This window comes from Litorivivens sp. (assembly GCF_041625495.1).
In the GTDB taxonomy this organism is placed as follows: domain Bacteria; phylum Pseudomonadota; class Gammaproteobacteria; order Pseudomonadales; family Spongiibacteraceae; genus Litorivivens.
On record NZ_JBFJTH010000041.1, the window covers coordinates 1 to 25929 of the forward strand.

A 25929-nucleotide genomic window follows, 5' to 3' on the forward strand; every position below is an offset into this window, starting at 1 on the left:
CAGCTCGTCCATCACCGCAGATACCTGCTTGCGGTTCAGTTCGGTCGCTGTGGCAATCTCATTGAGAATCTGACTCTTGGTCATTTTCTCTTTGATTGGTCCAGTCGCTTTCTTGGGAGCCTTCGCAGCTACCTTTTTAGCGGGTGCTTTTTTAGCAGCTACCTTCTTGGCAGGTGCTTTTTTAGCAACAGCCTTTTTCTTGGCCGGTGCTTTCTTCTTGGGAGCAGCTTTCTTCGCCATATGTGAACTTTCCGTTTTGTTGTTTGAGTAGGTTTTCCCGACAGGTCGTTAGGCCTTCATACTGGGTGCTATCAGGTGATTTCACACTGCATATATAGAGCCTGCCGAAGATATAAGCCATCCCGCACTGCAATACAAGGGTTTTTCGGAAAAAAAGGATTAAATTTTGAGCTATTTGCGTCTAATAAGCGCCGTTCACAGCAGCGTTTGAAAAAACACTGCTCAATTTCAGTCAAACAGGGCTTTTTGCAACGCAGCCACACGCTCCTTCATTTCATCTGTTGAATAAGGCTTTGCAGGCACGACACCCCACACCGGTTTTGGCCAAGCGGCATCGTCGGTAAAGCGGGCAATATGATGCAAGTGCAATTGCGGAACCATATTACCCAATGCCGCTATATTCATTTTTTCAGCGTTAAATAGCGCCGACATACGCTCAGCAACGCAACTCGACTCCATCTGTAATTGCTGCTGGTCCGCATCCGACATTTCATAGATTTCCCGCAAATTGTCGCGCCGAGGCACCAGAATCACCCACGGATAATGGGCATCATTCATCAACAATACCCGGCACAATTCCAAGTCACCCAGCACTACCGTGTCGGCAGCCAATCGCTCATCCAGTTGAAACATCTCATCTCCTGCTGGTCAGCCCCTAACAATCGCATAGGGGAAGCGTGTAAAATGCGGCAAATTTATTCAGCAAGGCTAAGAGTCCCATGCGAGCCAGTCAATTTCTTATTGCCACCCAAAAGGAAACCCCTGCCGACGCAGAGGTTATCAGCCACCAACTTATGCTGCGCGCGGGACTTATTCGCAAGCTCGCTTCCGGGCTGTATACCTGGCTGCCGGCCGGCCTTCGGGTACTACAAAAGGTCGAAGCCATCATCCGCGAAGAGATGAACCGCAGTGGCGCACTGGAAGTGCTAATGCCCGTGGTGCAACCTTCTGAACTCTGGGAAGACTCGGGGCGCTGGCAGCAATACGGCCCGGAATTGCTGCGAATTAAAGACCGCCACGACCGCGATTTCTGCCTGGGACCAACACATGAAGAGGTCATCACGCACCTGGTGGCCAACGAAATCCGCAGCTATAAACAGCTGCCCATTAACCTCTATCAGATTCAAACCAAATTCCGCGACGAGATTCGCCCCCGCTTCGGCGTCATGCGCTCGCGCGAATTCATCATGAAAGACGCCTATTCCTTCCATCTGGACCAGGCATCACTGGTAGATACCTACGAACTGATGTACCGCACGTACTGCGCCATATTCGATCGGATTGGCCTGGATTTTCGCCCGGTTATTGCTGACAACGGCTCAATCGGGGGCACCGGCTCCCACGAATTTCACGTACTGGCCGATTCCGGAGAAGACGATATCGCTTTCTCCGACAGCAGCGATTATGCCGCCAATATCGAAATGGCCGAGGCGGTAGCTCTGGGTGAGCGCACAACACCGGGCCAAGAGCTGAGCAAGGTATCGACTCCAGCAGTAAAAACCATTGAGGAGGTTTGCAAAGCACTGGCAGTGGAAGCCTCTCGCACAGTGAAAACGCTGCTGGTCAAAGGGGTTAACGACGAAGGTGAAGCAGCGGGGCTGGTAGCGCTGGTACTGCGCGGCGATCATCAACTCAATGAGGTCAAAGCCGAGAAAATGCCCGGCGTACTGGCTCCGCTCACGATGGCCAGCGAAGAAGATATAAAGAAAACGCTTGGTTGCAGCGCCGGTTCGATCGGCCCCATTGGTTTATCAATGCCGGTCATTGTTGATCGCAGCGCCGCTACCCTGACCGACTTTGTCTGCGGTGCCAACGAGGATGACTATCACTACACTGGGGCCAACTGGGAACGCGACTGCGCACTGCCACAAACAGCCGACATCCGTAATGTTGAAGCCGGTGATCCGAGCCCGGACGGCAAAGGCACGCTATCGATCAAGCGCGGTATCGAAGTAGGGCACATATTCCAGCTGGGCTTGAAGTATTCCGAAGCTTTAAACGCCAAAGTACTGGATGAGTCCGGTAAAGACTCGACCGTGACCATGGGCTGCTACGGTATTGGCGTGACCCGCGTTGTCGCCGCCGCCATCGAACAGAACCACGATGCTCAGGGCATTATCTGGCCAGACGCCATTGCCCCCTTCCAGCTGGCACTCGTGCCGCTGAATATGCAGAAATCCGAACAGGTAAAAGAGACGACCGAAAAGCTCTACCAGGAACTCAGCGCTGCCGGTATCGACGTGTTGATGGACGATCGCAATGAACGCCCCGGCGTGAAGTTTGCCGACATCGAACTGATGGGCATTCCCCACCGCATCGTTATTGGCGATCGCGGTTTGGAAAAAGGTACACTGGAATACCGCCATCGCCGCGCCGATGCTAACGAGGATGTAAGCCTGACCAATGTTGTTAGCTTTATTAAGGAAAAACTGGCTGCTGCGTAGCCGCTCCTTGTCCAGACTGTTTCTGACGCTTGTACTGGCACTAACAGGGGCCGCGCAGGCGCAGATATCACCGGACACACAGGAAGGCGCTGAGCTACGCGCCTTCCTGCTAGATACCATCAACGAAGCCAGTAGCTTCAAAGACCGCTTCGACGCAGAAGTCTGGCTGCTGGATATGTCGGGCCGCCTCGAACGCTTCATCGACGATCCCCAACACCGCCTGGATCTGCTGCGCGCAGTGCACCAGGAAGCGCAGGCAGCCAATCTGAAACCGGACCTGGTACTGGCGTTGATCGAAGTGGAAAGTGCGTTTGACCGGTTCGCCGTGTCCAGCGCTGGCGCCCAGGGCCTGATGCAGGTAATGCCCTTCTGGAAAAACGAAATTGGTCGCCCCGAAGACAACCTCACCGATCCCTACACCAATTTGCGCTATGGCTGCCGGATTCTGCAATTCTATGTGGAAAAGGAAAAAGGTAACCTGATGCATGCGCTGGCACGCTATAACGGCAGCTATGGAAAATACTGGTATCCACGGCGCGTAATGGACGCCTGGGACCGTCGCTGGCGTGCGGGAAATTTGTAACTTGTGATAGACAGCTAGCGTTCGCGGGTCAGGAGCACTAGCTACGAGCCAGTGCGCCTACCCCTGAAATTCATAACGCCAACTATGGCCTTCCAGCCAACAGCGATTGCGCGCGCCCGGTACTGACCCATCGCCAATTTCGTATCCCGCATCTCCGGCGTAGAGCATACAGATTGTGTCATCAACGCTAGTTATTCGCGGCTCAATATAAGGCACCTGGCGCTGCTGATAGAAGGCTGCTGCCTCAGCGGTGGTGCGGCAGGCGGCCAATTCAGTCAGGGTAACAATGGTCGGAGGCAGCATCTTCAGTTCACCCGCCCGGTGGTCGTCAATCGCCTGAGCCGGCGCACACCAACGATAGGCATCGATCTCTTGGTTATCTACCACGATTTCGCCGACTGACTGAGCACTGAGAAAAAACCAGGTAGAAAAACGCTTTTTAGACACCTCCGGTGCATCAGGTGTTGTCCAGTGAGAAATGAGTTGCAGCGACTCAGGCGCGACTTCAATGCCTGCTTCTTCCTGCGTCTCTCGCACAGCAGCCGCACGGGCCGCAATTTCTTCGTTATCACAGCTGGCATCCTGCTTTTCCACCACCCCACCGGGAAATACCCACGCCCCCTTTCCGCTTTTGCTTTTACGACGCAGCAGCAGGGTTTCAAGTGTGTTGGCCTGCTCGCGCAGCAATACCAATGTCGCAGCAGGTCGAATCAGGGGCTTATCAGTCATGCGTTTGCAGCTCCGCCATTCAATACCGCCAGAAACTCGGCGGGTTCAGGTCTTACACGGTAATTATCAGTCAGGTCACAATAAAGAATGCGACCCTCTTCATCGGTCATGATCACGGTGGGAAGCACCGTATCGGCCCCGTAGCCTCCGACACCAGCAGCAATGCCGTTTCGATGGAAGATATCCAGTGTCTTGGCTGCTCGAGCATTACGATCCACGCAAAACTGCATGGGCGCATCAAACTTTTGAGCCAATTCGCGGGTTTTCTTGTGGGGCTGAGGGCTGACCATCACAACCGTCACCCCAAGCTGCTCCAGCTCGCGGTATTGCCCAGCGATTTCTTTAATCTGGGCAACACACAAAGGGCACCAGTTGCCCCGATAAAACAGCAGCAACAGCTTACGGCCTAGGAATTTGCTGGAAGATATCGCATTGCCCTCCATATCCTCCAACTCGAACGCCGGAAGTTTCTCACCTCTAACCAGCACGCGATTAGGATCGCGCCCTAGGCGGGAATACCAGAACACATAGGCGACCACACCAACCACGCCGAGCAACCAGACATAAATCATGGCCAGTGCCGGCCGCTCGCCCAATAAGCTGATCACTGCAGCCAACGCAACCGCCCCGAGCTGCCAGGGCATCAGCGCTGAAGTACGCGCACGGGAAAAAACGCCGAGGTAAATCATAAAGCCCAGCATGGGCCAAAGCGCCAGTGCCGCGCCATACCAAGCAGGGTCTGCGGGCCGCAGCGCAACGAGCACCCACAGCACATGTGCACTGCTTAACATGCAAGCGAGTAGATAAGGCACTACAAAATAGCGTTTCAGCGAATGCATCGGCCAGCCCCTATTATCGTTATGGGTTCATTATTCCCGACTGTGCGGGCTATTGCCAATTGTCTGCGGCGCCGCTGCGCGCCGCAGACATCCCCAATATGCCGGACTATTGAGGGAAGTAGCGGCTGATGGTATCCACCACACAGGCGGGTTTATCCTGCCCTTCTATCTCAACGGTAACGCGCACCACCGACTGAATACCGCCTTTTACTTCGTCGACCGACACCAGCTCACCACTGCCCCGGACTTTGGAGCCGACAGGCACCGGAGACGGAAAGCGGATTTTTTCGCAGCCAACATTCACGCCCATGGAAATCCCCTGCACATCGATGATTTCTGGCAGAAACTGGTTCACCAGCGACAGGGTCAGATAGCCATGCGCGATACATTTACCGAAAGGCCCGTCCTTGGCGCGCTCTGGATCAACGTGAATCCACTGGTGATCACCGGTTGCTTCGGCAAAAAGGTTGATGCGATTCTGGTCAATCTCCAGCCAGTTGCTGTAACCAAGATGTTCGCCAGCGGCGGCCTTCAGGTCGGCCGGGTGTTTGAAAACTCTGGTCATGCTCCCTTCCTATATGCTGTTTTTCAGATGGGCAGCACTATAACACCGGCACCTAATAGCGAATATCGTCCGTTTTTGCCATTCCAGCCTAACAGCGGCACCGCCTCGCAATAGCGCGTACAATAGCCTGCGCAAGCGGTAATTAGTCGGTAAGCCTCCGGTAATGATCACCCCTGCTGACCGTGCTATAACGCACTGTATTAAAATGAATTTTTCCGAGAGCGTCCCGTGGGCCAATTGTTCAAGAGTTTTTTCATCTCAGCCGTTATCCTCGGCTTGGCCATAGCGGGCGCCGTGACCCTCTATCTAAACCGTCCGGAGCCGGCAAAAGTCGAGATTGAAGCCACGCCGCTGGTCGTAGACGTCGCCGAAGTCGTAAAGCAGGACGTACCCGTCTCGGTGTCATCCCAGGGCACCATTAGCCCACGGACCCAGACCATTCTCATCGCCGAAGTGGGCGGGCGGGTAGTGAAGGTTTCTCCCAAATTCAAAGCCGGTGGTTTTTTTGAAGCCGGCGACATGTTGCTGCAAATTGATGATCGCGACTACCGCGCAGAACTCAAACGCGCTGAAGCCGCTGTCGCCAGCGCCCGCAGCAACCTGGCGCTTGAAAAAGGGCGCGCCGAAGTGGCCTATCGCGATTGGCTCAAGTTTTCCAACGGTGTAAAACGCAATGGTGAAGCCGACGCACTGGCACAGCGCAAACCGCAACTGGCCGAAGCCCAAGCCAGACTCGATTCAGCTGAAGCCGACCTGATTCGCGCCCGGGATGATCTGGATCGCACGACCATTCGCCTGCCCTACGCGGGCATGGTTCAGCAAAAGCAGGTCGATATCGGTCAGTACGTCACGCTAGGCACCCAACTCGGCAAGACCTTCGCCGTCGATGTAGCAGAGGTTCGGCTGCCCATTCCAGACGACCGCCTCAACTATGTGAACCTGCCAGCCATCAACGGCGATCTCACAACAGCGCCCTCTGTCACCCTGAGTACAACGCAAGGTGATCAGATCCACGAATGGCAGGCACAACTGGTACGCACAGAGGGCGTTCTGGACGAACGCAGTCGAGTACTGTTCGCCGTGGCGGAAATCAATGATCCCTACGGCCTGAAAACCCCGCGTGAAGCACCGCTGCGGATAGGCACCTTCGTGCAGGCCAACATAGCCGGCAAGACCATCTCCGATATCGTCGTACTGCCCCGCCACATCCTTCGCACAGGCAACCAGGTGTGGGTAGTCGATGACAGTAACCGCCTCATCAACCGCCAGGTGAAGCTGCTCAGAACTGATGGCGCGCTGGCGTATATCTACCAGGGCCTGGAATCCGGTGAACGGGTCTCCCTCTCTTCTGCCCCCTTCGCCGTGGCTGGCACGCAGGTGTTACTGAATAGCTCGATCAAAACCAGCACCTTGCTCAGCGAAAAATCCGTCACGCGTGAGAAGCGCAGCGCAACCAACAAAGGCGTGTAACAATGGAAGGTATCGATACCCAGCGCGGTCTGATTGCCTGGTTCGCGCGCAACTCTGTGGCCGCCAATCTGCTGATGATCCTGATTTTCTGCACTGGCGGCGCCGCACTGCTCACGCTGCCCAAGGTCATGCAGCCAAAGTTTGAATCAGCCACCATCCAAATTACCGTACCCTACCCCGGCGCCTCTCCCGAAGAAGTCGAGCAGGGTATCGCGCTGAAAATCGAAGAATCCCTGAAAGACATTAATGACCTGGAAAAGGTTCAGACTGTCTCTCAGGAGTCGGTTGCAATGATCTCCCTGCGCGTGGACGAAGAAGCCGACATCGACAAGGTGCTAGACGAAGTCAAAAGCGCTGTCGACGGCATATCGTCTTTCCCGGCAGAAGCTGAAAAACCCATCATCAAGCATCTGGAGTTTCACGAACACGCGGCCAACATCCAGATATGGGGCAACCTTTCCGAACGAGATATGAAATCTCTGGTCGACCAGGTAAAAAACGAATTGTTGCAGCTGCCGGAAATTCGTGTCGCTGAAGTGTTTGGCGGCCGCAACTACGAAGTGTCAGTTGAAGTGCCCGAAGCAACCCTGCTGAAATACAACCTGACATTGGCCGATGTTGCCAGTGCGATTCGCAGCTCATCTCTCAACTTGCCCGGCGGCGCCATTAAAACCGATACCGGCGAGATCATGCTCCGCACCAAAGGTCAGGCCTATCAGCAGCACGAATTTGAGCGCATTCCATTAATCAACTTTCCGGACGGTACGCGGCTCACACTGGGCGACGTCGCCACCATTAACGACGGCTTTGAAGAATCCACCGGGTTTTCGCTGTTCGATGGCGGTTTCAGCATGGGCGTAACCGTGTACGCCGTTGGCGATCAAGACCTGCTGGAAGTTGCCAATGCTGCAAAGGCCTATGTAGAGCGCAAACGCAATCAGATGCCTCAGGGCGTCAATATCGACTACTGGGCCGACGCCACCTATTACCTGGAAGGCCGGCTGTCCATGATGCTGAAAAACCTGGGCATGGGTGCGCTGCTGGTGTTTATCGTGCTCACGCTGTTTCTCGATATCAAACTGGCGTTCTGGGTCATGGTTGGTTTGCCGCTGTGCTTCCTCGGTACATTTGCCATGATGAGCACACCGATGATCGATATCAGCCTGAACATGATCAGTCTGTTCGGGTTTATATTGGTGTTAGGAATCGTGGTGGACGATGCCATTATTATCGGGGAGAGTGCCGGCAACTTTTCTGAAAAGTACGGCCATAGCACCGACTCGATTATCGCGGGTGCTAAGCGCGTAGCAACCCCGGCAACCTTTGGTGTATTGACGACCATCATGGCATTTTTGCCAACCTTGTTTGCCCAAGGGGTATTCGCGCCGTTCCCGGCCTCTTTCGGGTGGGTCGTTCTGTGCTGCCTGAGCTTTTCGCTTATCGAATCAAAGCTGATCCTGCCAGCGCATCTGATTCATTCCAAGCCTTCCAGCAAGGGGTTTTTCGCGCTGACTACCCGTCTGCAACAAACCTGTAATGGCATCCTGCAACGCTTTATTCGCACCATTTACCAGCCCTTCCTGATTCGCGCCATCGCCGCACGCTACATCACTACATCGGTATTTGTGGCGGCCATGATTCTCGCAGTCGGCCTGGTAGCAGGGGGGCTTGTTCGTCTGGTACTCCTGCCAGCACTGCCCAACGATTTTGTTCAGGCCTCACTGGAGATGGTAGAGGGCACCACCGAAGAACAGTTACTGGCTGGCTACCGTCAGTACGCCACCGCGCTTGAAGCGGTCAATAACGAATATATAGAAAACACCGGCAACCAGAATGGCCTGGTCAAACACGTCTTTGCCTATGCCTATGACGGTCGCTTTGTGAATTTCATGGCAGAGCTGACCAAAGCCGAAGAACGTACACTGCAAAGTGATGAACTATCCGAACTCTGGCGCGACAAGATCGGCAATGTGCCCGGCGCCCGGGTCATTTCGGTTTCAACCGCGCAAGATATGGGCGGCGGACAGGATGTTCAGTTCAAGCTGATCAGCAGCGACGACAACACCCTTAAAGCTGCGTCCAAAGAGTTTGCCGCCAAACTGGAAACCTACGACGGCGCCTACGATATTCGCAATAGCGCAGAAGTTTCGCAGGACGAAGTGGTGCTTACCACCAAACCCATGGCGGACTCCATTGGCATGACACTTTCAGATATTGCCACTCAGGTGCGACACGCCTTCTATGGCGTCGAGGCCCAGCGCATGCAGCGCGGTAACGATGAAGTCAAAGTGATGGTGCGTCTGCCCCGCGACGAGCGTCGCGCCATTTCGGACCTGGAAAACCTCTACCTCAGCACCCGCAATGGCGAAACCATTCCCTTCACCGTTCTCGCTGACGCTAACATCGAGCCCGGCTTTACCAAGGTTACTCGAATAGATGGCGAACGCGCAGTCACCGTCGGTGCGGCGGTCGATCGCAAATACGCCTCTCCCGACGACATCGCTAACGACCTGAAAGATAACTTTCTGCCACAGCTGACCCAGAAATATCCACGACTGAGTTTCAAGGTAGACGGCATGACGGAAGAGTCCAACAAGGTCTTCGGCAGCCTGTTTGTCGGCATGGCGCTGGCATTGTTTGGCATCTATGCACTGCTTGCGGTGCCACTAAAGTCCTATCTGCAGCCACTTATCATTATGGGTGTTATCCCCTTCGGCATTATCGGCGCACTGGTAGGCCACCTGGTGATGGGGCTACCCATCGATATGATGTCGTTTTTCGGCATTATTGCCCTGTCCGGCGTGGTCGTGAACGACAGCCTGATCATGGTGGATTTTATCAACCGTGCAATCGCCAATGGCACGCCCGTCATAGAAGCGGTAGTGCAATCCGGCACCCAGCGCTATCGCGCCATCATGCTCACGTCACTGACCACCTTTTTCGGTCTGGCGCCGATGCTGGCAGAAACCAGCGTGCAAGCGCAATTTATGATTCCGATGGCGGTATCACTTGGCTTTGGCATTATTTTCGCCACCGTAATCACGCTGGTACTGATTCCCTGCCTCTACGTAATCCTTGAGGATGTCAAAACTCTGGGAACCAGGGAAGAGCCGCTGGAAGTGGAAACCGCTACCAGCTAACACCCTGGATAACGAGCCGCCGCTAGCCTGCGGCTTTTTCTATCTGCCGCTTAATCCAGCGCCCCGCGTGGCCGCCGTCGCAATTGCCCGTGAGCTCAGCCGCGAGATCCGCAGCCGCTGACAGCTTCAGCAGATCGATACCCGTGTCAAAACCCATCTGATTGAGCATCAATACCACATCCTCTGTGGCCACATTGCCCGAGGCGCCCGGCGCGAACGGGCACCCACCCAGACCGCCAATAGACGCATCAAATTTGCGAATGCCACACTCCACGGCCGCATACACATCAGCAACCCCCATACCTCGAGTGTCATGGAAATGGCATGACAATTTTTCTGCGCCATAAGCAGCCACCAGTTTGGTCATCAGTGATTTCACCTGACCCGGGGAGGCCGCCCCAATGGTGTCGGCCAGTATCACTTCACTCGCACCATAGTCGAACAGTTTGCCGGTAATCTCGATCACTGCCTGTTCGTCGGCAATGCCTTCGAATGGACACTCCCAAGCAGTGGCAACGTAGGCAACCACATTTGCACCATCACACTTTGCCTGCGCCAGCACATCCTCACAAACGGCCAGCGCCTGTTCGGTAGTCATGCGCACGTTCTTTTCATTCATGGTATTGCTGGCCGCGATTACCAGCCCCATTGTGTTGATGCCTGCCGCCCTAGCAAGGTCGTAACCCTTGCGATTTGGGATCAATGCGGAGAAGCCAAACGGCTCACCAGAACTGTCACTGACGGGTAACTGAGCCGCCACCAGATCTGTTCCCGCCATCGCCGGCACTGCCTTGGGAGATACAAACGCGCCAACTTCAATATGGCGCACGCCCGCCTCTATCAGCTTTTCAATCAGCGCAACGCGTTCCTGCGGCGTAAGAATCTTTTCCTGGTTTTGCAGTCCATCACGCGGCCCTACGTCATTGATGATTATTTTTTCTTTCATCACTAACCAATCACCCCGCTCGCTTTCAGTTCAGCCGTACTGGCTTCGTCGTAACCCAGTACTTCACGCATCAGCTCATCAGTATTTTCACCGAGTAAAGGAGCCGGCTTATAACTCTCTTCATTGGTGCGTGACAGCTTGATTGGGCAACCCGGACCTTTGGTGGATTTGCCAGACGGGTGACCAAGTTCAACCACCATATTGCGATACTGCACCTGCTCATCTGCCAGCGCCCGACTAAAGGTGTTTACCGGCGCCGCCGGAATACGCTTTTCGTTAAGCTTGGTCAGCCAGTTATCGGTGGTGTCCTGCTTGAAGATATCTGCCAAAGTGGAATCAATGTACGCTTTGTCGGCAAGGCGGCCGGGCTGGCCATCGTATTCGGGCTTATCGAAACCCGGACAGTTAACCACCTGTTTCAGGTTTTGCCAGAAGTTGTCGGTAATCACGCAGATCACCAAGTGGCCATCGGCAGTGGGATAACTGTTGTAAGGCACATGAACAAAATGGCTGTTGCCTATCGGGTGAGGGTCATCACCTGACAGGAAATACATGGTCGCCATATAGTTAAGCAGCGAAATCTGCACATCCAGCATGGAAATATCAATGTGCTGCCCAACACCTGACCGGTCGCGCTCTACCAACGCGGCTAATACACCCATAATGCCAAACATGCCACCACCGAGATCGCCAATGGGGATACCAGCGCGCATGGGGTGAGCGGCATCTTCACCAGTAATGGACATGCCACCGCCAAAGGCCTGCGCTACCTGGTCGAAGGCCGGACGCTTAGCGCCCGGTCCCTGCTCGCCAAAACCGGTAATCGAGCAGGTAATGATTTTCGGGTTGATCTTGGACAGGTGCTCGTAATCTATCTTCAGCTTGGATGGCACACCCGCGGCAAAATTATTGATGACAACATCAGACTTGGCCACTAGCTCATAAAACAGCTCCAGACCGCGCTCGGTTTTAAGATCCATCGACATCGTGCGCTTGTTGCGATTCAGCGTAATAAAATAAGCACCCATACCGTCGATGGAGTTTCGCGGATCGGTGGCGAGCAGTTTACGGGTACCTTCACCGGACAGCGGTTCCACCTTGATCATGTCTGCCCCGAGATCAGCCAGGGTCATGGTACAAAAGGGGCCGGACAGCATATGTGTCAGATCGAGGACGCGGATGCCCGCAAGTGGTTTGTTCATCAGTTTGCCCTTTCCTTACTATCAGGGTGTTCGGCGCTGGACTTGCCATGTAACGCCATAAAGATATAATGTTATTACTTTATAGCTTATTATGCTAGCATAGCATCACGCATGCAAGGTGACCGCGAGACTATGGGCAGCACCCTGATAGAAAAAATACTGAGCGACCACAGCGCCATTGATCTGGGCGACCGCCGCCGACTGATTTATATAGACCGCATTTTTCTGCACGAGCGCACCGGCAGCATTGCCCTTCAAAGCCTGCAGGAAAGCGGCCGCCAGGTTGCTCGTCCGCAGCAGGTGTTCTGCACCATGGACCATATCGTCGATACCTTCCCCGGGCGCGGCGACGAGACCCTCATGCCCTCAGGCACCCAGTTTATTCAGGCAACCCGCAAGGAAGCACATCACGCCGGCATTCATCTGTTCGACGTGCGCGATGAGAATCAGGGCATTGCCCATGTCGTGGCTGCCGAACAGGGCATTGCCCTGCCAGGCCTGACCCTGGTGTGCCCCGACAGCCACACGTGCACGCTCGGCGGCCTGGGTGCACTGGCTTGGGGAATTGGCTCCACAGAGGCAGAACACGCGTTAACAACACGCACCTTGGAATTGCGTATAGCGAAAACCCTGCGGGTAAATTTCGAAGGTACACTCGGCTTCGGCGTCACCGCCAAGGACATGATTCTTCATCTGATCGCCCAGCACGGCGCAGACGGCGGTGCAGGCTATGTGGTGGAATTTGCCGGCAGCGCTATCCGCGCACTGGATGTGGAACAGCGGATGACACTGTGCAATATGGCCGTAGAATTTTCCGCTGTCAGCGGTCTGATCGCCCCGGATGAGAAAACCATCGACTATGTCCGTGATCGCCCCTTTTCCCCCAGAGGCGAGCAGTGGGACAAAGCCGTAGCCTACTGGCAACAATTACGCAGCGATGACGACGCCGTGTTTGATCGCGAAATTTCCATCGACGTCAGCACCATAGCACCGGCGATCAGCTGGGGAATTAATCCTGAACAGACGATTGCTGTAGACGCTTCCATCCCCGCACCGATCGGAGAGAAAAGCGCCTACATGCAAAAGGCCATCGACTACATCAAGCTTAAACCCGGCACACCCATTGCCGGCACGCCCATTGATGCTGCGTTTATCGGCTCGTGCACCAACAGCCGGCTCAGCGATCTGCGCGCGGTGGCTGAGTTTCTACAAGACAAACACATCGCCCCCGGCGTAGCGGCAGTGTGCGTACCCGGCTCTACACAGGTAAAGCGGGCTGCCGAAGCGGAAGGGCTACATCTGACATTCCAGCGCGCCGGGTTTGAATGGCGCGAATCGGGCTGCTCCATGTGTTTTTACGCCGGCGGCGAAACCTTTGGTGCTGGCAAGCGCGTAGTGTCTACAACAAACCGTAACTTTGAAAATCGACAGGGGCCCGGCGTCAAAACCCATATAGCCAGCCCATTGACGGTTGCCGCGTCAGCAGTGGCCGGCGCCATCACTGACCCAAGGCAAATGCTGACAGAACAAGCCCCTACCCGCCGGGAGCATCAGCTATGAGTATCGAGCCCTTTACTGTTCACACCGGTGTTGCTGCTCCGATGTTACAGGCTAATATCGACACCGACGCCATTATTCCTTCGCGAGAAATGAAACTGGTCTCCAAACAGGGGCTCGGCGAGGGGCTGTTCGCCGCCTGGCGCTATAAGCTCCCCGGCAGTCGTGAAATCAATCCTGACTTCATCCTCAACACGCCTCCCTACGAAAACACCACCATACTGCTTGGCGGACCCAACTTCGGCTGCGGATCGTCCCGAGAGCACGCTGTCTGGGCGCTGGCGGAATACGGTATTCGGGCCATTATCGCACCGGGCTTCGGTTCGATTTTCTATAACAACTGCATTGGCAACGGCCTGCTGCCGGTGGTGCTCTCCGAAGCTACCATCCGCCGTCTGGCGCAGGCCATTGAAGCATCTCCGCAACAGCAGAAACTGCGCGTCGATCTGCAACAACAGCAGGTCTGCACCCCTCAGGGCGACTGCTTTGCATTTACGATCGAAAAAGATGCGCGCGATATGCTACTAAACGGACTGGACCGAATCGGTGCCACCCTGCAATACCAGACGCAGATTGACGCCTTTGAAAAAGAGGATCGAAAACGTCGCAGCTGGGCCTACCTTTAAGCACTTACCCATCTAAACATCGGCGCTTACTAAGAAGCCTCGACTGAATTCCACATTCGTTACCCGGTCGCTTTCCGTTATACTTTTAGTGCCACGCAAACGAAACGCGCCAAAATCCGCTAACGGAGCCGGGAATGACTATCGGCAACAGAATAATTTACAAAGCCACGCTCATCTTGGGACTGGCGCTTCTCCTGCAAGGCTGCGCACAATTACGCGCCATAGAACAAGCCGGATACACCGCAAGCGCGCCACAATGGAGAGCCTTCTTTGAGCAAATGGAAGGCTTTCAGGACACAATTGAACAGTCAGCGCCCAACTTTGTGGGCTACCTATCGCTGCTGAGCAATGAGCGAGCATTTATTGCTACTGCCCTCGAGAATGACAGCCTATTCCAAGCCCAGGGAAACTACTCGCCTCCCCGCGTACCCGCAGCAATGGTTATGCAAACCCGCTTTCGCTATTTCGCACTGACAAGCAGTTTGCGCGACTATCAACGCGCTGTATGCGAGCACGAATTGCAAAGTTTGTTGGCAAGTACGCAGAGGCCGATTAACTCGACCGCACAATGGCTCAACTACCAGCGGAGCATGACAACCCGTGCTGCTGAGATGGAAGCCTCACTACTGGCAACACCTGAGTTGCCAGGCATGCCACTGTGCGTCGAGGAACCTTTTCGCGCAAAAATTAACGCGGCGATTTCAGAACACGCACAGCACACCGACAACCAACTTGCCCAATCGCTTAAAAGCCGAACACCGGCGCTGCGCGACAGAGAATATCTGGAGGAAATTCACGCTTTAGGTCAACTACTTCAGCAAGTAAATCCTAACGCATCAGAAGTGCTGAGATTAAGCGAACTGGCGCTGCGCGTGATCGAGAAGAAAACCGAAATAGCGAGAAACACCCAGCAATTCGAATCGGCTATGGCTGATTGTCGGGCCGCCCGCCCCAAACCTCGCGCCAGAGAAACCTTCTGGGACGAGAAATTTATCCACAGTTATCTGGGCATGGTGGTTATCGTAGAGCCTCTAGACCGTTTTTATTGCCGCGGCCTGCAGTCCGGCCAGAATATCGAAAGCATCCGCTTTTCTTCCGGCGGCAAGGTCGCCACGGTGACAGTGTCTGACCCGGATGATCAAGACCGCAAAACTTTCAAGCTCGGCTGGAACAACGAACACCGTGCCTGGACGCTGCAATCCTGGGTACTGCCCCAAGACTCACCGCGCATGAGCCTGGTCAAGGAGTTTGAAATTCTGAAACGTCTGTTCAACCCACCGGAAATCTAGACAGCAGGTGAGTTACTGACCACCTGCTCTCACAATTCCATCAGCCAGCAAGGCTTCGATATCCGACTCGCTGAGCCCCGCCTGCGCCAGCGCCGCGCGCGAGTGCTCACCCTCTTTCGGCAAATCCTGACGCAAGGCAAAACGCCGACCACCCATATGTACCGGCAGTCCAGGTAATTTGGTTTTTTCACCATTGTGCGGCAAGGTCACATCTACCAGGCCACCTGACTCATTCAGGTGCACATCATCGAACAAGTCCGAGGGCTTGTTAATCGGCGCGAAAGGCAGGCCCGTCTGGTCCAGCTTGGCCATCAGCGCCTCCTTACTCAAAGCCGAGAAACGCTCGCGTATTACCGGCAAAATACGCTCGCGCTGCTTCACGCGCTCAGTGTTACCATCCAAGGTGCTGTCCTGCGCAAACTCGGTCAGCTCAAAGGCTTCACAGAACAACCGCCACTGGGTATCACTCACCACGCCGACAAATACTTGGTCGCCATCGGCGGTATCAAAAATATCGTAAACCGCCCAGGCGGAGGTACGTACCGACATCGGCTTGGGCTCATTGCCACTCACAGCCTGCTGAGCCATGTGCTGCCCCACCATAAAGGCCGTGCTTTCGAACAGCGAGCTTTTAACTTCCTGCCCTTTACCCGTTCGGTGACGTTCTTCCAGCGCGGCAAGCACCCCTATTACCCCAAACATACCGCCGGCGATATCAACAACCGATGAACCCGCACGCATGGGCTTCCCGGGCAAACCGGTCATGTACGCCAGCCCGCCCATCATTTGGGTGACTTCATCAAGCGCCGTACGATGCTGGTAGGGACCATCGAGAAAACCCTTTAGCGAGCAGTAAATTAACTGTGGGTTTTTCTCGCTCATGGCCTCGTAACCAAAGCCCAGTTTGTCCATCGCGCCGGGCCGAAAATTCTCAATCAGCACATCCGCACCTTCTATCAACTTTTGCGCCGCTGCATGACCTTTGTCATTTTTCAGGTCGATACACAAACTCTGTTTGTTACGGTTGTACATCGGGAAATAGCCGGCGCCGGACCCCATCAGGCGACGCGTGTTATCGCCCTTCAGCGGCTCCACCTTGATCACTTCAGCGCCCAGGTCGGCCAGTATCAGACCCACGGTCGGCCCCATTACCATATGGGTAAATTCAACAACTTTGATACCGGACAACGGCAGATTGGCTTGTTCAGTCACGCGATTCACCTGTCTTGTTCTGGGTATTGTGCGGGTGGTATTTGCCAGCCACACGAGCTACAATTGCTATTATGTTATATCTTTATATCTTTTGATTCAACAGGCGTGTTTATCCCTACATGACAAACATCGATATCGAAATTAGCGAAGTAGGTCCCCGCGACGGTCTGCAAAGCATCAAATCCATCATGTCCACCGAGGACAAAAAGGCCTGGATAGCAGCAGAAGCCGCCGCCGGCGTACCGGAGATTGAAGTGGGCTCTTTTGTTCCGCCCAGCGTGATTCCACAGCTGGCCGATACCGCTGAAATCGTCAGCTATGCGCGCACTATACCGGGTCTGGCAGTCGCTGCCCTGGTGCCCAACCTGCGCGGGGCCGAGAATGCTATTGCTGCCGGTGCCCACAAAATTTCCATCCCCCTGTCAGTCAGCGAGACTCACAGTCTGAAAAATGTGAAGCGCACCCACGTACAGATGCTGGAAGAAATCGACCGCATAGTGCAGCGTATTCGAGAACTGCCCGAGGCAGATCGGCCAAAATTTGAAGTAGGCCTTTCAACGGCTTTCGGCTGTACGATTGAGGGGCCTGTGTCTGAAGATCTTGTCGTTCAATTGGCCGTTAAAGCCGTGGCGTTGGGCGTAGATGAAGTAGGGTTGTCGGATACCACCGGCTACGGCAACCCCGCTCAGCTAAAGCGTTTGACCAAAAGAATCTGGGAAAACTGCGGTCGCGAAAAATTAAATGGTGTGCATCTGCATAACACCCGCGGTCAGGGACTGGCGAATGCGTTAGCCGCTGTGGATATCGGCTTGACCACGATAGACAGCTCTCTGGGAGGCATCGGCGGCTGCCCGTTTGCGCCCGGCGCCAGTGGTAACATCGTGACGGAAGACCTCGTGTTTATGCTGGAGGCGATGGGCCTGAAAACCGGAATTGATATTGAAAAGCTGCTGGCAGTACGGAAACTGGTACAGCAGGCACTGCCGGACGAAGAGATGTACGGATTTACCCCGGAAGCCGGACTACCGAAGGGTTTTGCACGAGCGAGCTGACCGCTCGCCGCCCCCCTCTTTTCTTCAGAGAGAAAAATCCACCCTGCCACTTGAAGCCAAGGTCAGGGTGATGGGATTACTGCTGAGCCTTCCAGCACTCCAGAATTTCTCCCGCCCCGGCACTCCAGACCCCATCCTGCGACGTAATATAGTCCAACGCCTTTTCCAGTCGTGCGATTCGGTGCGGCTGCCCCAGCAACCAGGGGTGAATATTCAACGCCAGAATCCGGCCACCCTGCTCGCTTGCTTCGTGCAACAAAAAGTCACAGGCATCACACACCTGCTCTACCCAGCTTCCCTCTGAATGACCGTTATTCTGGATCACGAAAAAGTCTTCCAGTTCGGTGGAAAGCGGCATGGCGATAAGCTCGCCACTTTCGGTACGAAAGCTATAGGGCATATCGTCATTCACCCAATCACAGAAATACTCGATACCATTTGCAGCGAGCAGATCCGGGGTATTGGCCGACTCGCTTTTGGCCGGTGAAATCCAACCCCGAACATTCTGACCACTGAGTTTGCGCAAACTTTCCAGTGCTCGCTCAATTTGGTCCGACTCTTCGGCTTTGTCCTGCCCGCCGTAGTGCAGCGCATCCATATGCTCGCCGTGACAAAGAATTTCTTCGCCACGCTCCTTCAATACATCCATGAGATAGGGCGTGCGTTCGGCCAGGCGGCTATTGACCGCAAACGTCGGCGTTACACCATAGCGATCAAAGGCTTTCAGAAAGCGGTAAATACCGACGCGATTGCCATAGTCGCGCAGGGAGTAGTGTCGCAAGTCCGGGTACGGCATCGTCATTCCGCCCGGCACCTTAAAAGGCTTTCCCTGCTGATTCAGAGGGAAAAACTGCAAACCCACATTCACCCACAGTGCCAATTTACTGCCGCTGGGCCACTGAACAGGCTTGCGCTCGGTCAGCATAGACCAGTCATAGCGGTCGTGATCCATGCCATAGCTGCGTTCGGAATATTCCAGATAGCTCTTATCCAACGATGAAGTATCCAGACTCATGCGGCACCTTCCTGTTTCGCTGCAATATCCGCCAGCGCGATGTCATAGTAGTTTTCAATAAAGAATTCCGCTATCTCACGCCCTGTCGTCACCCACACGTCGGGATGGCCGGTGATGTATTCCAAAGCTTCCTCGAAGGCTTTAAGCCGATGCGGGCAGCTCACCTGATAATTATGGGTGGGGATACACATGATGGTGCCGCTGTCCGCGCCCTCCTGATACAAGCGATCGAAGTTGTCCTTAATGTTCTGGCCGTAGCGGCGCGGCTCAATCTTGTTTACCACATAGGCAATGGTGTCATTCATCTCAAGCGAATAAGGGATCGAGACAAACTTTTTGCCACTGCGCAAACGTATCGGTGTGGGCTGGTCATCGTGAAAAAGATCACAGGTATAGATGCCCCCCTCATCGCCAAACAGTTCACTGCCTACTTCGGCAAACAAGTCGAGGGTTTTTTCGGAGTGAGACAACGCCGGTGCGAGGTAACCGGCGCACTTCTGCCCGGTATGTTTGTAGATGCTTTCCATGGAGTCGCGAATCATCTCGCGCTCCTGGGCCTCACTCATACCATAGGTATAGCGGGTGTTGTATATACCGTGACTGAAGAATTCCCAGTCTCGCTCTTTGCAAAGCTCAATAATTTCCGGATGGTGGTCGCACAGGGCAGTGCTCAGCGAAATGGAACCGCGCACACCGTATTTCTCCAGCACCTGCATTTGCCGCATATGACCAACACGGTTGCCATAGTCGCGAATACTGTAACCCGCCACTGCCGGACTCGCTTGCGGCCAGGGTTTACGATGGGGGTTATCCGGCGGGTTCAACTCGTAAAATTCTATATTCGGTGCCACCCAGAACGCCACTTTTGCACCGTTAGGCCATTCAATCTTTGGCCGGTTCTGGTAGGCCCAGTAATCGTAAAACCCCGGGTCTTCTTTCATGCTCTTAACCCTTTGCGTCTAGCCAATCAAAGACTTCCTGAACTCCGAGAACATCCGCGTATTTCAGCGAGAGGTCAGTGAGATTGGCGTAATGGTAGCTTTCATGCTTATCGGCCACACACTCCTCGGGCACAATGGTGCGATAGCCGCGTGACAGGGATTCCACCGCCGTAGCCCGAATGCAGCCAGACGTTGACCCACCCGTCAGGATAACCGTATCCACCTTGTGCCACACACACAGCGACTGAAGCTGGGTTTCAAAAAACGCAGATGGCATCTTTTTCAGATATATGACGTCGTTGACCTCATCAATTTCGAGACGGTCATCGAATTCGCTTCGCTCAGAGCCAAATTTGATGTTCTGCAAACTATCTGGAGTATCAGTGCGTGTACCCCAGATTCCGGCATCTTCACCAGACTCCATATAGGCCACATGCGTCCACACTACTGGCCAGCCCATCGCGCGAAAGCGTTTGGCCAGCTCGTTGATATACTCCAACTGACGCGGATCGGTTTCGTAGGCCGTTTTAAAGAGGTCGGTTCGAGTATAGGCCTTCTGCGGATCAATATTGACCAGAATGGCTTTCTCACCAAAGCCGAAGCGTTTACGCGCCGGATTGGCTTTTACCTCAAGATAGATTTCCTTGGCGGTCTTTGTCGTTGTTTCCATAGCCCCTCCTCAAACGCTCGTTATTGCACGGCAAGACTGTCTCGCAGGCAGTTGAGCATGGCCCGCTCCATTAAAAAGGCCTTGGCCTTTACGGGATCGCTCGCAGTGTCCATCAGCATGGCCTGCCGTTTTTGTTGAATATCCGGATCTGTCGATTCCATGAGCTTTTTATTTTCGATAGTGTGCTTCTGCACAAAATCTACCGCCAGCTCTCTACGTTGACGATCGTACTGCCCAAATTCTGCCAGATGATCTCCGCCATCATGCATAAGGCGAACCAGCCGTTGGGCCAAATTGAAAGCATCATGCAAGCCACCATTCATCCCCATGCCGCCAAGCGGATTATTGATATGACAAGCATCACCCGCCAATACAATGCGGTCTTTAAAATAGGTTTCCGACACGCGCTGATGCACGTTGTACAGGGTACGATGACCTATTTCGTAGTCATCGCCTTTATCGTAAAGGTGTTTCAACCGCGATTGAATAAAGTCGTCAGACAGTAATTTTTCATCACTGTCGCCAGGTTCCGTTGGCCACAGTACCCGCCATATCTTGTCGGTGCGCAAAATCACGCACCACTCGTCGGGATCCGACACGTAATTCACATAGGACAGGTTGTCGAACACCTCTTCAAAGGGAAATGGCGTACTGGCAACCAGAAATTTCTCATCGTACGTGAAGCCCCCAAAGCCAATGGCCGCCGACTTACGCACATTGCTCGACGCTCCATCTGCACCAACACAAAAGCTGCCTTTAAGCGTTGTTTTGCCGGCGGCTGTACGCACATCGACTTCGACACCATCCGCCACATTGCGCGCTTCAATTACTTCGTGTCCAAACTTTACCTGCACATGCGGGAAGGCTTTTAGTCGCTCCCCAACAATATGTGTCATTTCATACTGCTCAAGCTGGAGTCGAAACGGGAACGGGGTTTCATCCGCAATCAGCTTCATATCGAATTCCGCCACCTCATCGGTGCGGCGATCGCGATACTGGTACTTATCGACCTTGAGCCCCTTGGCAAACATCTCGTCGGTCAGTCCCACCTCTGCCAGCATTTCCAGTGACGGCGGATGGAAGGTCGAAGCGCGTAGGTCAATCGGCAGGCTATCGGCTTTTTCCAGCAGGATAACCGGAACATCATGCTGGGCCAGATACAGTGTGAGCAGCGAGCCGGCGGGGCCTGAACCGGCGACGATAATCGGATTGTTGTGTTGCATTGTTGCCTCTCGTTAATTGTCTATACTGGCAAAACCCGCTGGCCGCCCCCGCCTGCCGTGGGTATTACCGAGAACGTTTAGCCGCCTTTATACTCATCCATACTCAGACTCATCCGATACTGGAAGCGTTTTGGGTTGTACTGGCAATACAGAATATCCACCAGTTTGTCATCACTGGTATAGGAGTGACGAACCAGTGTCAGTGTTGGTTCGCCGGGTTTCATTTCCAGTTCCCGCGCCACTTCCAACGAGGCCTTGTCCGCTCCAAGGTACTGTTCCACCTTTGTCAGGTTGAGCCCGTTTTCTTTAATGATGTCCAGGCGTACACCTTTTTCCAGCTCACGCTTGGTAAAGCCCTTTTGTATGCCAACGGTCCAGCTGATGTAGTAAGCGAAGGGTTCTCCTTCTTCGCTGCTGCGCACGCGAATTATCCGGTGCGCTTTTTCACCGGCCGCCAGTTTGAGCTCGGCGCGTATGTCGCCTGGTGGTACCACCCTCTCCACATCGAGCACTTTGACGCGCGTGTGGCGCCCCATGCTCGCCAGCTTCTCCAGCATACCCACCAGCGGTGCCTGTACCGGCTCCGGCGCGTAGTGGTGGGTCACATGTGTACCCTTGCCACGGCGGCGCTCTACCAACTCTTCGGCCGCGAGTTCGTCCATAGCGCGTTTGGCGGTAATACGCGATACACCAAACATCTCCGCCAATTGCTGCTCAGTTGGCATTTGGGTACCGTGAGCAATTGTCCCGTCCATAATGCGGCTCTTCAGCAGCGTATACATCTGGTGATAAAGCGGGGTCGGTGTATCACCCTGCATTAATTCCAGATCGCGTTTGCTGAACAGCGGATCCATAGCGCTCATGATCTTGTTATCTCCTTGTCTCCCACGGGGCCGAACGTCGCCGCCCAACCAAAAGCTATATCATTATAGCTTAGAGACATTGTGATCTCGCCCTCTACTTTTTACAAACCCCGAATGGTATTCAGCACTTCCTGCATGGCGATGACGTCCGCATATTTAGCGTGCATGTCGTGCAGGTTAGCTTCGTGAGCCTGAGGGTTGCGATCTCCCACCGCCTCGCGCGGTACTACCACCGGGTAGTTGTGCTGCAGTCCGTCCACCACCGTCGCCCGAACACAGCCACTGGTCGTGAGCCCGGTTACCACCAGCGAATCGGCACCTGAACTTTGCAAGCGCACGGCCAGGTCGGTGCCAAAAAAACTACTGGCCCAACACTTTTCGATAAGCGCTTCGCCCTCGCGCGGAGTAAGCGCCGAATCAACCTGCACCCATTGAGAGTCTGGAGTGAGGCAGTTCAACGCCTGAATACGGTTGCGAAATACGCTGGCCTGATCGGGATTTCGATAAACCACCGTCGTAAAAAATATCGGCAGATTGCGGGCGCGAAAACCCTCCAGCAACGCTGCGTTCGCCGCGACCACTTCCGGGCAATCAGTACCCAGGGGACAGGCAGAGCTGGTAAAGCCCTTGATCATATCGACCAGTATCAGGGCCGGACGCTGACCAATACCCACACTGTTGCGTTCCAGATCCATTGTCAGTTTCCTTTGCACGCGCGCGAAAAAAAGGCTTTCAGGTGCGCACCAATCTCATTGGCATAGAGATCACAGGCATAGGTGCGCGCACCCTGTATAACCTGTTTTTCGCCCTTGGCGAGCAGGCCATATGCGGCGTCAAGCTGCCCGTAAAGAGGGTCGCCGTCACCGGCAAACACCAACACCGGACAAGTCAGCGCCTGCAACTGCTCACCAAAAGGCTGCTCAATGACAGCGCGATACGCATCAGGGTATGCCTCGCCCACAGCCAGGCCCAACAGCGTTTCCCGCAGGGTCAGTGCCAGCGGCGCGTCGGGCTCCTTATCACGCATGCGTTGCCACATACTCAACAGGTGACTGCCATCGGCGCTCAAGGGAAATGGCTTGGCCTTTTCTGGCAATATATTCTTCAAGGCATCACTCAGCAGGGTTGGCCCCGATAAGGCCAGCGCCACAACCTGCTGTGGATGGTCGTGGGCAAGCTGTACTGCAACGGACGCACCGGTGTGATGACCAAACACCAACGCTTGTTCAATCTTAAGCGCATCGAGGAACTGCTGGATCGCCCGCGCATAGGCAACAATCGAGACCGGTTCGCTCAGTGGGTCGCTCTGACCAAAGCCGGGTGTGTCGGGCGCAAGCAACCAATAGTCGTCACCCAGTACTTGCATCAGCGCTTCATACATCACAGAACTGCTCGGACTCTGATGCAGTAAAAGCAGGGGCAATTTGTCGCGGCTTCCCGCTTGGCGGTAATGCATCTGCCCACCATCGATATCGCAGTAGCCGCGCCTGATCACTGCCCTAACTCCACGCTGATCCATTTCAACTCGGTGAACTCATCGGTACTGTAATGGCCACCGCTGCGACCCATGCCCGATAAACCGAGACCGCCGACAGGCGCCATCGCATTGCTCTGGAAAGCGTGCATGCCAATGTGCACGGCGCCGCTGCGAATGGCACGCGCCGCCTTAAATCCCAGCTGAATATCACGGGTGAGAACGCCGGCCGAAAGACCGTACTCACTGTCATTCGCCAGCGCGATTGCCTCGTCGAAATCTGCCGCCTTGACGACACTGGTCATCGGTCCGAAGCTTTCATCACGCCAGGCGCTGCTGTCTCGCGGCGGTTCAAGCAGCACCGTGGGTTCAAACACCAATCCCTGCTTCACCTTGCCGCCGGTGAGAACGGTGGCACCACGCTGCAAGGCATCACTCAAGTGGGCTTCGACTTTCTCCACGGCGCGACGATTAATCAGCGGTCCGTAAACACATTCAGTATCGCGTTGATCGCCAATCTTGAGGTTTTCACAAGCCTGCTTCATGGCATTACAGAAGGCATCAAACACAGGTGCTTCAACCACAATTCGGGAATTGGCCATGCAAATCTGGCCGGCGTGATTGAACATGCCTTGCACCGCAATCTCGGCCGCCTGTTGCGGGTCAAAATCTTTCAGCACCACCAGCGCGCTTTTGCCACCCAGCTCCAGCTGCACCCGCTTCATCTGCTGCATGGCTTGCGCACCAATCACCTGACCCGTGGCCGTGGAGCCCGTCAGCGCAATGGCATCAACCCCACTGTGACTTACTAGGGGGGCACCGCACTCTTGACCAAAACCCGTAACGACACTGACGGCATTAGCCGGCACGCCGGCTTCTACCAGCAGCTTGCCAAAGGCTACGGCGATCAGGGGTGTTTCTTCCGAGGGTTTGATGACGACACTGTTTCCCGCCGCGAGTGGAAAGGCGGTCATTTTCGCGAGCAGTGCCAGCGGCGCATTATAGGGCGACACAATACCAACCACGCCCAGAGGTTCGCGAAATACCATGCTCATACGCGCTGGATTGTCATTGGGAAAAGTATCGCCATAGAGGCGACGTACTTCGCCTGCAGCCGTGCGCAAGAGATCAACGGTATAGTAAATTTCGTGGCGGGCTTTATTGATAACGGAGCCACTTTCATCCATCAGCAGGTCGAGATAACGCTGCTCCCCCGTCGTAGCCATCAAATCTGCGGCGCGCAGCAGTGTCGCTTCACGCTCTTTCGGCGCTAATGCCGACCATTCGTGATAACCCTGCCGTGCGGCCGCAACTGCAAGTTCGACGTCGGCATTGCCGGCACGGGCCGATTGGCCCATCACCTGTTCCGTCGCCGGCGAGAGCACATCAAAATACTCACCGCTCTGCGCTTTCTGGTCACGACCGCCGATCAGCAGATCACTTTTGTGAAAGTCAGGCATCATCTAACTCCGGTTTTCCGGCCACGCCGATAATGCGGGTACCGCGGAAAAACTCGAAGGTTTCTACAACACCTTCGTCGCCGAGACCACTTAGCCCCCAGGCCGGACGCGGGGCCATGGGGTTCAGATTCAGCATGCTCACCGCGTTAATCTTGATATTACCTGCACGGATGCCGCTGGCGACCGTCCACGCATGAGGCTCCGCGCCAAACACATAGGCTGCCAAGCCAAAGGGCGTACCGTTAGCCTGTGCAACTGCCTGAGCATCATCGGAAAAGGTATGCACCGTAGCAACCGGACCAAAGATCTCCTCGCTGGCCTGCGCTGCATCAAGCCCGGTAATCAGGGTAGGCGCGATAAAATAGCCAGCCAGATCCGGCAGCGCACTC

24 protein-coding genes and 1 pseudogene are annotated in these 25929 nt (G+C 54.7%); 8 read left to right on the plus strand and 17 right to left on the minus strand.

The window, feature by feature from the left end:
- Nucleotides 1–240: pseudogene (locus ABYP39_RS06860) on the minus strand (integration host factor); the annotation flags it as partial.
- A gap of 228 nt (nt 241–468) precedes the next feature.
- Nucleotides 469–873 carry an HIT domain-containing protein gene (locus ABYP39_RS06865; RefSeq protein WP_372749424.1) on the minus strand — a complete coding sequence of 135 codons (405 nt, stop codon included), beginning with the start codon at nt 871–873 and terminating at the stop codon, nt 469–471.
- An 86-nt stretch (nt 874–959) separates the two neighbouring features.
- Here ABYP39_RS06865 and ABYP39_RS06870 point away from each other — a divergent pair, with 86 nt between their 5' ends.
- Both ABYP39_RS06870 and ABYP39_RS06875 read left to right on the plus strand, forming a co-directional pair.
- Nucleotides 960–2684 carry a proline--tRNA ligase gene (locus ABYP39_RS06870; protein WP_372781737.1) on the plus strand — a complete coding sequence of 575 codons (1725 nt, stop codon included), beginning with the start codon at nt 960–962 and terminating at the stop codon, nt 2682–2684.
- A gap of 7 nt (nt 2685–2691) precedes the next feature.
- Nucleotides 2692–3267 (plus strand): lytic transglycosylase domain-containing protein, encoded by a 576-nt coding sequence (locus ABYP39_RS06875; RefSeq protein WP_372749426.1) that lies wholly within the window; start codon nt 2692–2694, stop codon nt 3265–3267.
- 57 nt (nt 3268–3324) lie between these two features.
- Here the strand turns inward: ABYP39_RS06875 and ABYP39_RS06880 are convergent, their stop codons facing one another.
- From ABYP39_RS06880 to ABYP39_RS06890, 3 genes are all read right to left on the minus strand, one after another.
- Entirely contained in the window at nt 3325–3996 is a 672-nt protein-coding gene (locus ABYP39_RS06880; protein WP_372749427.1) for an NUDIX domain-containing protein, read from the minus strand.
- A complete protein-coding gene (locus tag ABYP39_RS06885) occupies nt 3993–4835 on the minus strand; it encodes a peroxiredoxin family protein (RefSeq protein WP_372763965.1) in 843 nt (280 codons plus the stop codon). Before ABYP39_RS06885 ends, ABYP39_RS06880 begins: the two co-directional genes overlap by 4 nt.
- A gap of 106 nt (nt 4836–4941) precedes the next feature.
- Nucleotides 4942–5400 carry a MaoC family dehydratase gene (locus ABYP39_RS06890; RefSeq protein WP_372748424.1) on the minus strand — a complete coding sequence of 153 codons (459 nt, stop codon included), beginning with the start codon at nt 5398–5400 and terminating at the stop codon, nt 4942–4944.
- A 228-nt stretch (nt 5401–5628) separates the two neighbouring features.
- On the opposite strand from ABYP39_RS06890, the gene ABYP39_RS06895 reads away from it, so the two are divergent.
- Nucleotides 5629–6870 carry an efflux RND transporter periplasmic adaptor subunit gene (locus tag ABYP39_RS06895; RefSeq protein WP_372748423.1) on the plus strand — a complete coding sequence of 414 codons (1242 nt, stop codon included), beginning with the start codon at nt 5629–5631 and terminating at the stop codon, nt 6868–6870.
- Between the two features lie 2 nt (nt 6871–6872).
- Nucleotides 6873–10010 carry an efflux RND transporter permease subunit gene (locus tag ABYP39_RS06900; protein ID WP_372748422.1) on the plus strand — a complete coding sequence of 1046 codons (3138 nt, stop codon included), beginning with the start codon at nt 6873–6875 and terminating at the stop codon, nt 10008–10010.
- Between the two features lie 22 nt (nt 10011–10032).
- Here ABYP39_RS06900 and ABYP39_RS06905 read toward each other — a convergent pair whose 3' ends face one another.
- Nucleotides 10033–10956: a hydroxymethylglutaryl-CoA lyase gene (locus ABYP39_RS06905; protein WP_372748421.1), complete on the minus strand. Its 924-nt coding sequence runs from the start codon at nt 10954–10956 to the stop codon at nt 10033–10035.
- Nucleotides 10957–10958: 2 nt separating this feature from the next.
- Complete coding sequence (locus ABYP39_RS06910) at nt 10959–12158, minus strand: CaiB/BaiF CoA transferase family protein (RefSeq protein WP_372748420.1); 1200 nt, start codon at nt 12156–12158, stop codon at nt 10959–10961.
- Nucleotides 12159–12290: 132 nt separating this feature from the next.
- Here ABYP39_RS06910 and ABYP39_RS06915 point away from each other — a divergent pair, with 132 nt between their 5' ends.
- The 3 genes from ABYP39_RS06915 to ABYP39_RS06925 all read left to right on the plus strand — a co-directional run bounded on the left by ABYP39_RS06915 (nt 12291) and on the right by ABYP39_RS06925 (nt 15630).
- Nucleotides 12291–13718, plus strand: a complete 1428-nt coding sequence (locus tag ABYP39_RS06915; protein ID WP_372781739.1) for a 3-isopropylmalate dehydratase large subunit — start codon at nt 12291–12293, stop codon at nt 13716–13718.
- A 2-nt stretch (nt 13719–13720) separates the two neighbouring features.
- Nucleotides 13721–14341 (plus strand): 3-isopropylmalate dehydratase small subunit, encoded by a 621-nt coding sequence (gene leuD / locus ABYP39_RS06920; RefSeq protein ID WP_372781751.1) that lies wholly within the window; start codon nt 13721–13723, stop codon nt 14339–14341.
- 134 nt (nt 14342–14475) lie between these two features.
- On the plus strand, nt 14476–15630 hold the full coding sequence (locus tag ABYP39_RS06925) for a hypothetical protein (protein WP_372748262.1): 1155 nt from the start codon (nt 14476–14478) through the stop codon (nt 15628–15630).
- Nucleotides 15631–15642: 12 nt separating this feature from the next.
- Here ABYP39_RS06925 and ABYP39_RS06930 read toward each other — a convergent pair whose 3' ends face one another.
- Nucleotides 15643–16842: a CaiB/BaiF CoA transferase family protein gene (locus tag ABYP39_RS06930; RefSeq protein WP_372748263.1), complete on the minus strand. Its 1200-nt coding sequence runs from the start codon at nt 16840–16842 to the stop codon at nt 15643–15645.
- Between the two features lie 119 nt (nt 16843–16961).
- On the opposite strand from ABYP39_RS06930, the gene ABYP39_RS06935 reads away from it, so the two are divergent.
- The gene (locus ABYP39_RS06935) at nt 16962–17894 is read left to right on the plus strand and encodes a hydroxymethylglutaryl-CoA lyase (protein WP_372781741.1); all 933 of its coding nucleotides are present in this window, start codon (nt 16962–16964) and stop codon (nt 17892–17894) included.
- 76 nt (nt 17895–17970) lie between these two features.
- Here ABYP39_RS06935 and ABYP39_RS06940 read toward each other — a convergent pair whose 3' ends face one another.
- The 9 genes from ABYP39_RS06940 to ABYP39_RS06980 form a co-directional block, all read right to left on the minus strand.
- A complete protein-coding gene (locus ABYP39_RS06940) occupies nt 17971–18909 on the minus strand; it encodes a polysaccharide deacetylase family protein (protein WP_372781743.1) in 939 nt (312 codons plus the stop codon).
- Nucleotides 18906–19850, minus strand: a complete 945-nt coding sequence (locus ABYP39_RS06945; RefSeq protein ID WP_372748266.1) for a polysaccharide deacetylase family protein — start codon at nt 19848–19850, stop codon at nt 18906–18908. Before ABYP39_RS06945 ends, ABYP39_RS06940 begins: the two co-directional genes overlap by 4 nt.
- A gap of 4 nt (nt 19851–19854) precedes the next feature.
- Nucleotides 19855–20520: an isochorismatase family protein gene (locus ABYP39_RS06950; RefSeq protein WP_372748267.1), complete on the minus strand. Its 666-nt coding sequence runs from the start codon at nt 20518–20520 to the stop codon at nt 19855–19857.
- A gap of 20 nt (nt 20521–20540) precedes the next feature.
- Nucleotides 20541–21743, minus strand: a complete 1203-nt coding sequence (locus ABYP39_RS06955; RefSeq protein ID WP_372764878.1) for an FAD-dependent oxidoreductase — start codon at nt 21741–21743, stop codon at nt 20541–20543.
- Nucleotides 21744–21820: 77 nt separating this feature from the next.
- The gene (locus ABYP39_RS06960) at nt 21821–22606 is read right to left on the minus strand and encodes a GntR family transcriptional regulator (RefSeq protein WP_372748269.1); all 786 of its coding nucleotides are present in this window, start codon (nt 22604–22606) and stop codon (nt 21821–21823) included.
- Between the two features lie 101 nt (nt 22607–22707).
- Nucleotides 22708–23301, minus strand: coding sequence for an isochorismatase family protein (locus tag ABYP39_RS06965; RefSeq protein ID WP_372781745.1), 594 nt, complete (start codon nt 23299–23301; stop codon nt 22708–22710).
- A 2-nt stretch (nt 23302–23303) separates the two neighbouring features.
- Nucleotides 23304–24125, minus strand: a complete 822-nt coding sequence (locus ABYP39_RS06970) for an alpha/beta fold hydrolase (protein ID WP_372781747.1) — start codon at nt 24123–24125, stop codon at nt 23304–23306.
- Nucleotides 24098–25543 (minus strand): aldehyde dehydrogenase, encoded by a 1446-nt coding sequence (locus ABYP39_RS06975; RefSeq protein ID WP_372759401.1) that lies wholly within the window; start codon nt 25541–25543, stop codon nt 24098–24100. The genes ABYP39_RS06970 and ABYP39_RS06975 overlap by 28 nt, the downstream gene beginning before the upstream one ends.
- Nucleotides 25533–25929: aldehyde dehydrogenase family protein (locus tag ABYP39_RS06980; protein WP_372781749.1), on the minus strand; the 397-nt coding region annotated here is incomplete at its 5' end. The genes ABYP39_RS06975 and ABYP39_RS06980, both read right to left, overlap by 11 nt.

What these genes read in the sequence shown, in the direction of transcription:
- ABYP39_RS06865 (WP_372749424.1), bottom strand. Translation starts at nt 873, where the DNA reads ATGTTTCAACTGGATGAGCGATTGGCTGCCGACACGGTAGTGCTGGGT.
- ABYP39_RS06870 (WP_372781737.1), top strand. Translation starts at nt 960, where the DNA reads ATGCGAGCCAGTCAATTTCTTATTGCCACCCAAAAGGAAACCCCTGCC.
- ABYP39_RS06880 (WP_372749427.1), bottom strand. Translation starts at nt 3,996, where the DNA reads ATGACTGATAAGCCCCTGATTCGACCTGCTGCGACATTGGTATTGCTG.
- ABYP39_RS06885 (WP_372763965.1), bottom strand. Translation starts at nt 4,835, where the DNA reads ATGCATTCGCTGAAACGCTATTTTGTAGTGCCTTATCTACTCGCTTGC.
- ABYP39_RS06890 (WP_372748424.1), bottom strand. Translation starts at nt 5,400, where the DNA reads ATGACCAGAGTTTTCAAACACCCGGCCGACCTGAAGGCCGCCGCTGGC.
- ABYP39_RS06900 (WP_372748422.1), top strand. Translation starts at nt 6,873, where the DNA reads ATGGAAGGTATCGATACCCAGCGCGGTCTGATTGCCTGGTTCGCGCGC.
- ABYP39_RS06905 (WP_372748421.1), bottom strand. Translation starts at nt 10,956, where the DNA reads ATGAAAGAAAAAATAATCATCAATGACGTAGGGCCGCGTGATGGACTG.
- ABYP39_RS06910 (WP_372748420.1), bottom strand. Translation starts at nt 12,158, where the DNA reads ATGAACAAACCACTTGCGGGCATCCGCGTCCTCGATCTGACACATATG.
- ABYP39_RS06915 (WP_372781739.1), top strand. Translation starts at nt 12,291, where the DNA reads ATGGGCAGCACCCTGATAGAAAAAATACTGAGCGACCACAGCGCCATT.
- ABYP39_RS06925 (WP_372748262.1), top strand. Translation starts at nt 14,476, where the DNA reads ATGACTATCGGCAACAGAATAATTTACAAAGCCACGCTCATCTTGGGA.
- ABYP39_RS06935 (WP_372781741.1), top strand. Translation starts at nt 16,962, where the DNA reads ATGACAAACATCGATATCGAAATTAGCGAAGTAGGTCCCCGCGACGGT.
- ABYP39_RS06940 (WP_372781743.1), bottom strand. Translation starts at nt 18,909, where the DNA reads ATGAGTCTGGATACTTCATCGTTGGATAAGAGCTATCTGGAATATTCC.
- ABYP39_RS06945 (WP_372748266.1), bottom strand. Translation starts at nt 19,850, where the DNA reads ATGAAAGAAGACCCGGGGTTTTACGATTACTGGGCCTACCAGAACCGG.
- ABYP39_RS06950 (WP_372748267.1), bottom strand. Translation starts at nt 20,520, where the DNA reads ATGGAAACAACGACAAAGACCGCCAAGGAAATCTATCTTGAGGTAAAA.
- ABYP39_RS06955 (WP_372764878.1), bottom strand. Translation starts at nt 21,743, where the DNA reads ATGCAACACAACAATCCGATTATCGTCGCCGGTTCAGGCCCCGCCGGC.
- ABYP39_RS06960 (WP_372748269.1), bottom strand. Translation starts at nt 22,606, where the DNA reads ATGAGCGCTATGGATCCGCTGTTCAGCAAACGCGATCTGGAATTAATG.
- ABYP39_RS06965 (WP_372781745.1), bottom strand. Translation starts at nt 23,301, where the DNA reads ATGGATCTGGAACGCAACAGTGTGGGTATTGGTCAGCGTCCGGCCCTG.
- ABYP39_RS06970 (WP_372781747.1), bottom strand. Translation starts at nt 24,125, where the DNA reads ATGGATCAGCGTGGAGTTAGGGCAGTGATCAGGCGCGGCTACTGCGAT.
- ABYP39_RS06975 (WP_372759401.1), bottom strand. Translation starts at nt 25,543, where the DNA reads ATGATGCCTGACTTTCACAAAAGTGATCTGCTGATCGGCGGTCGTGAC.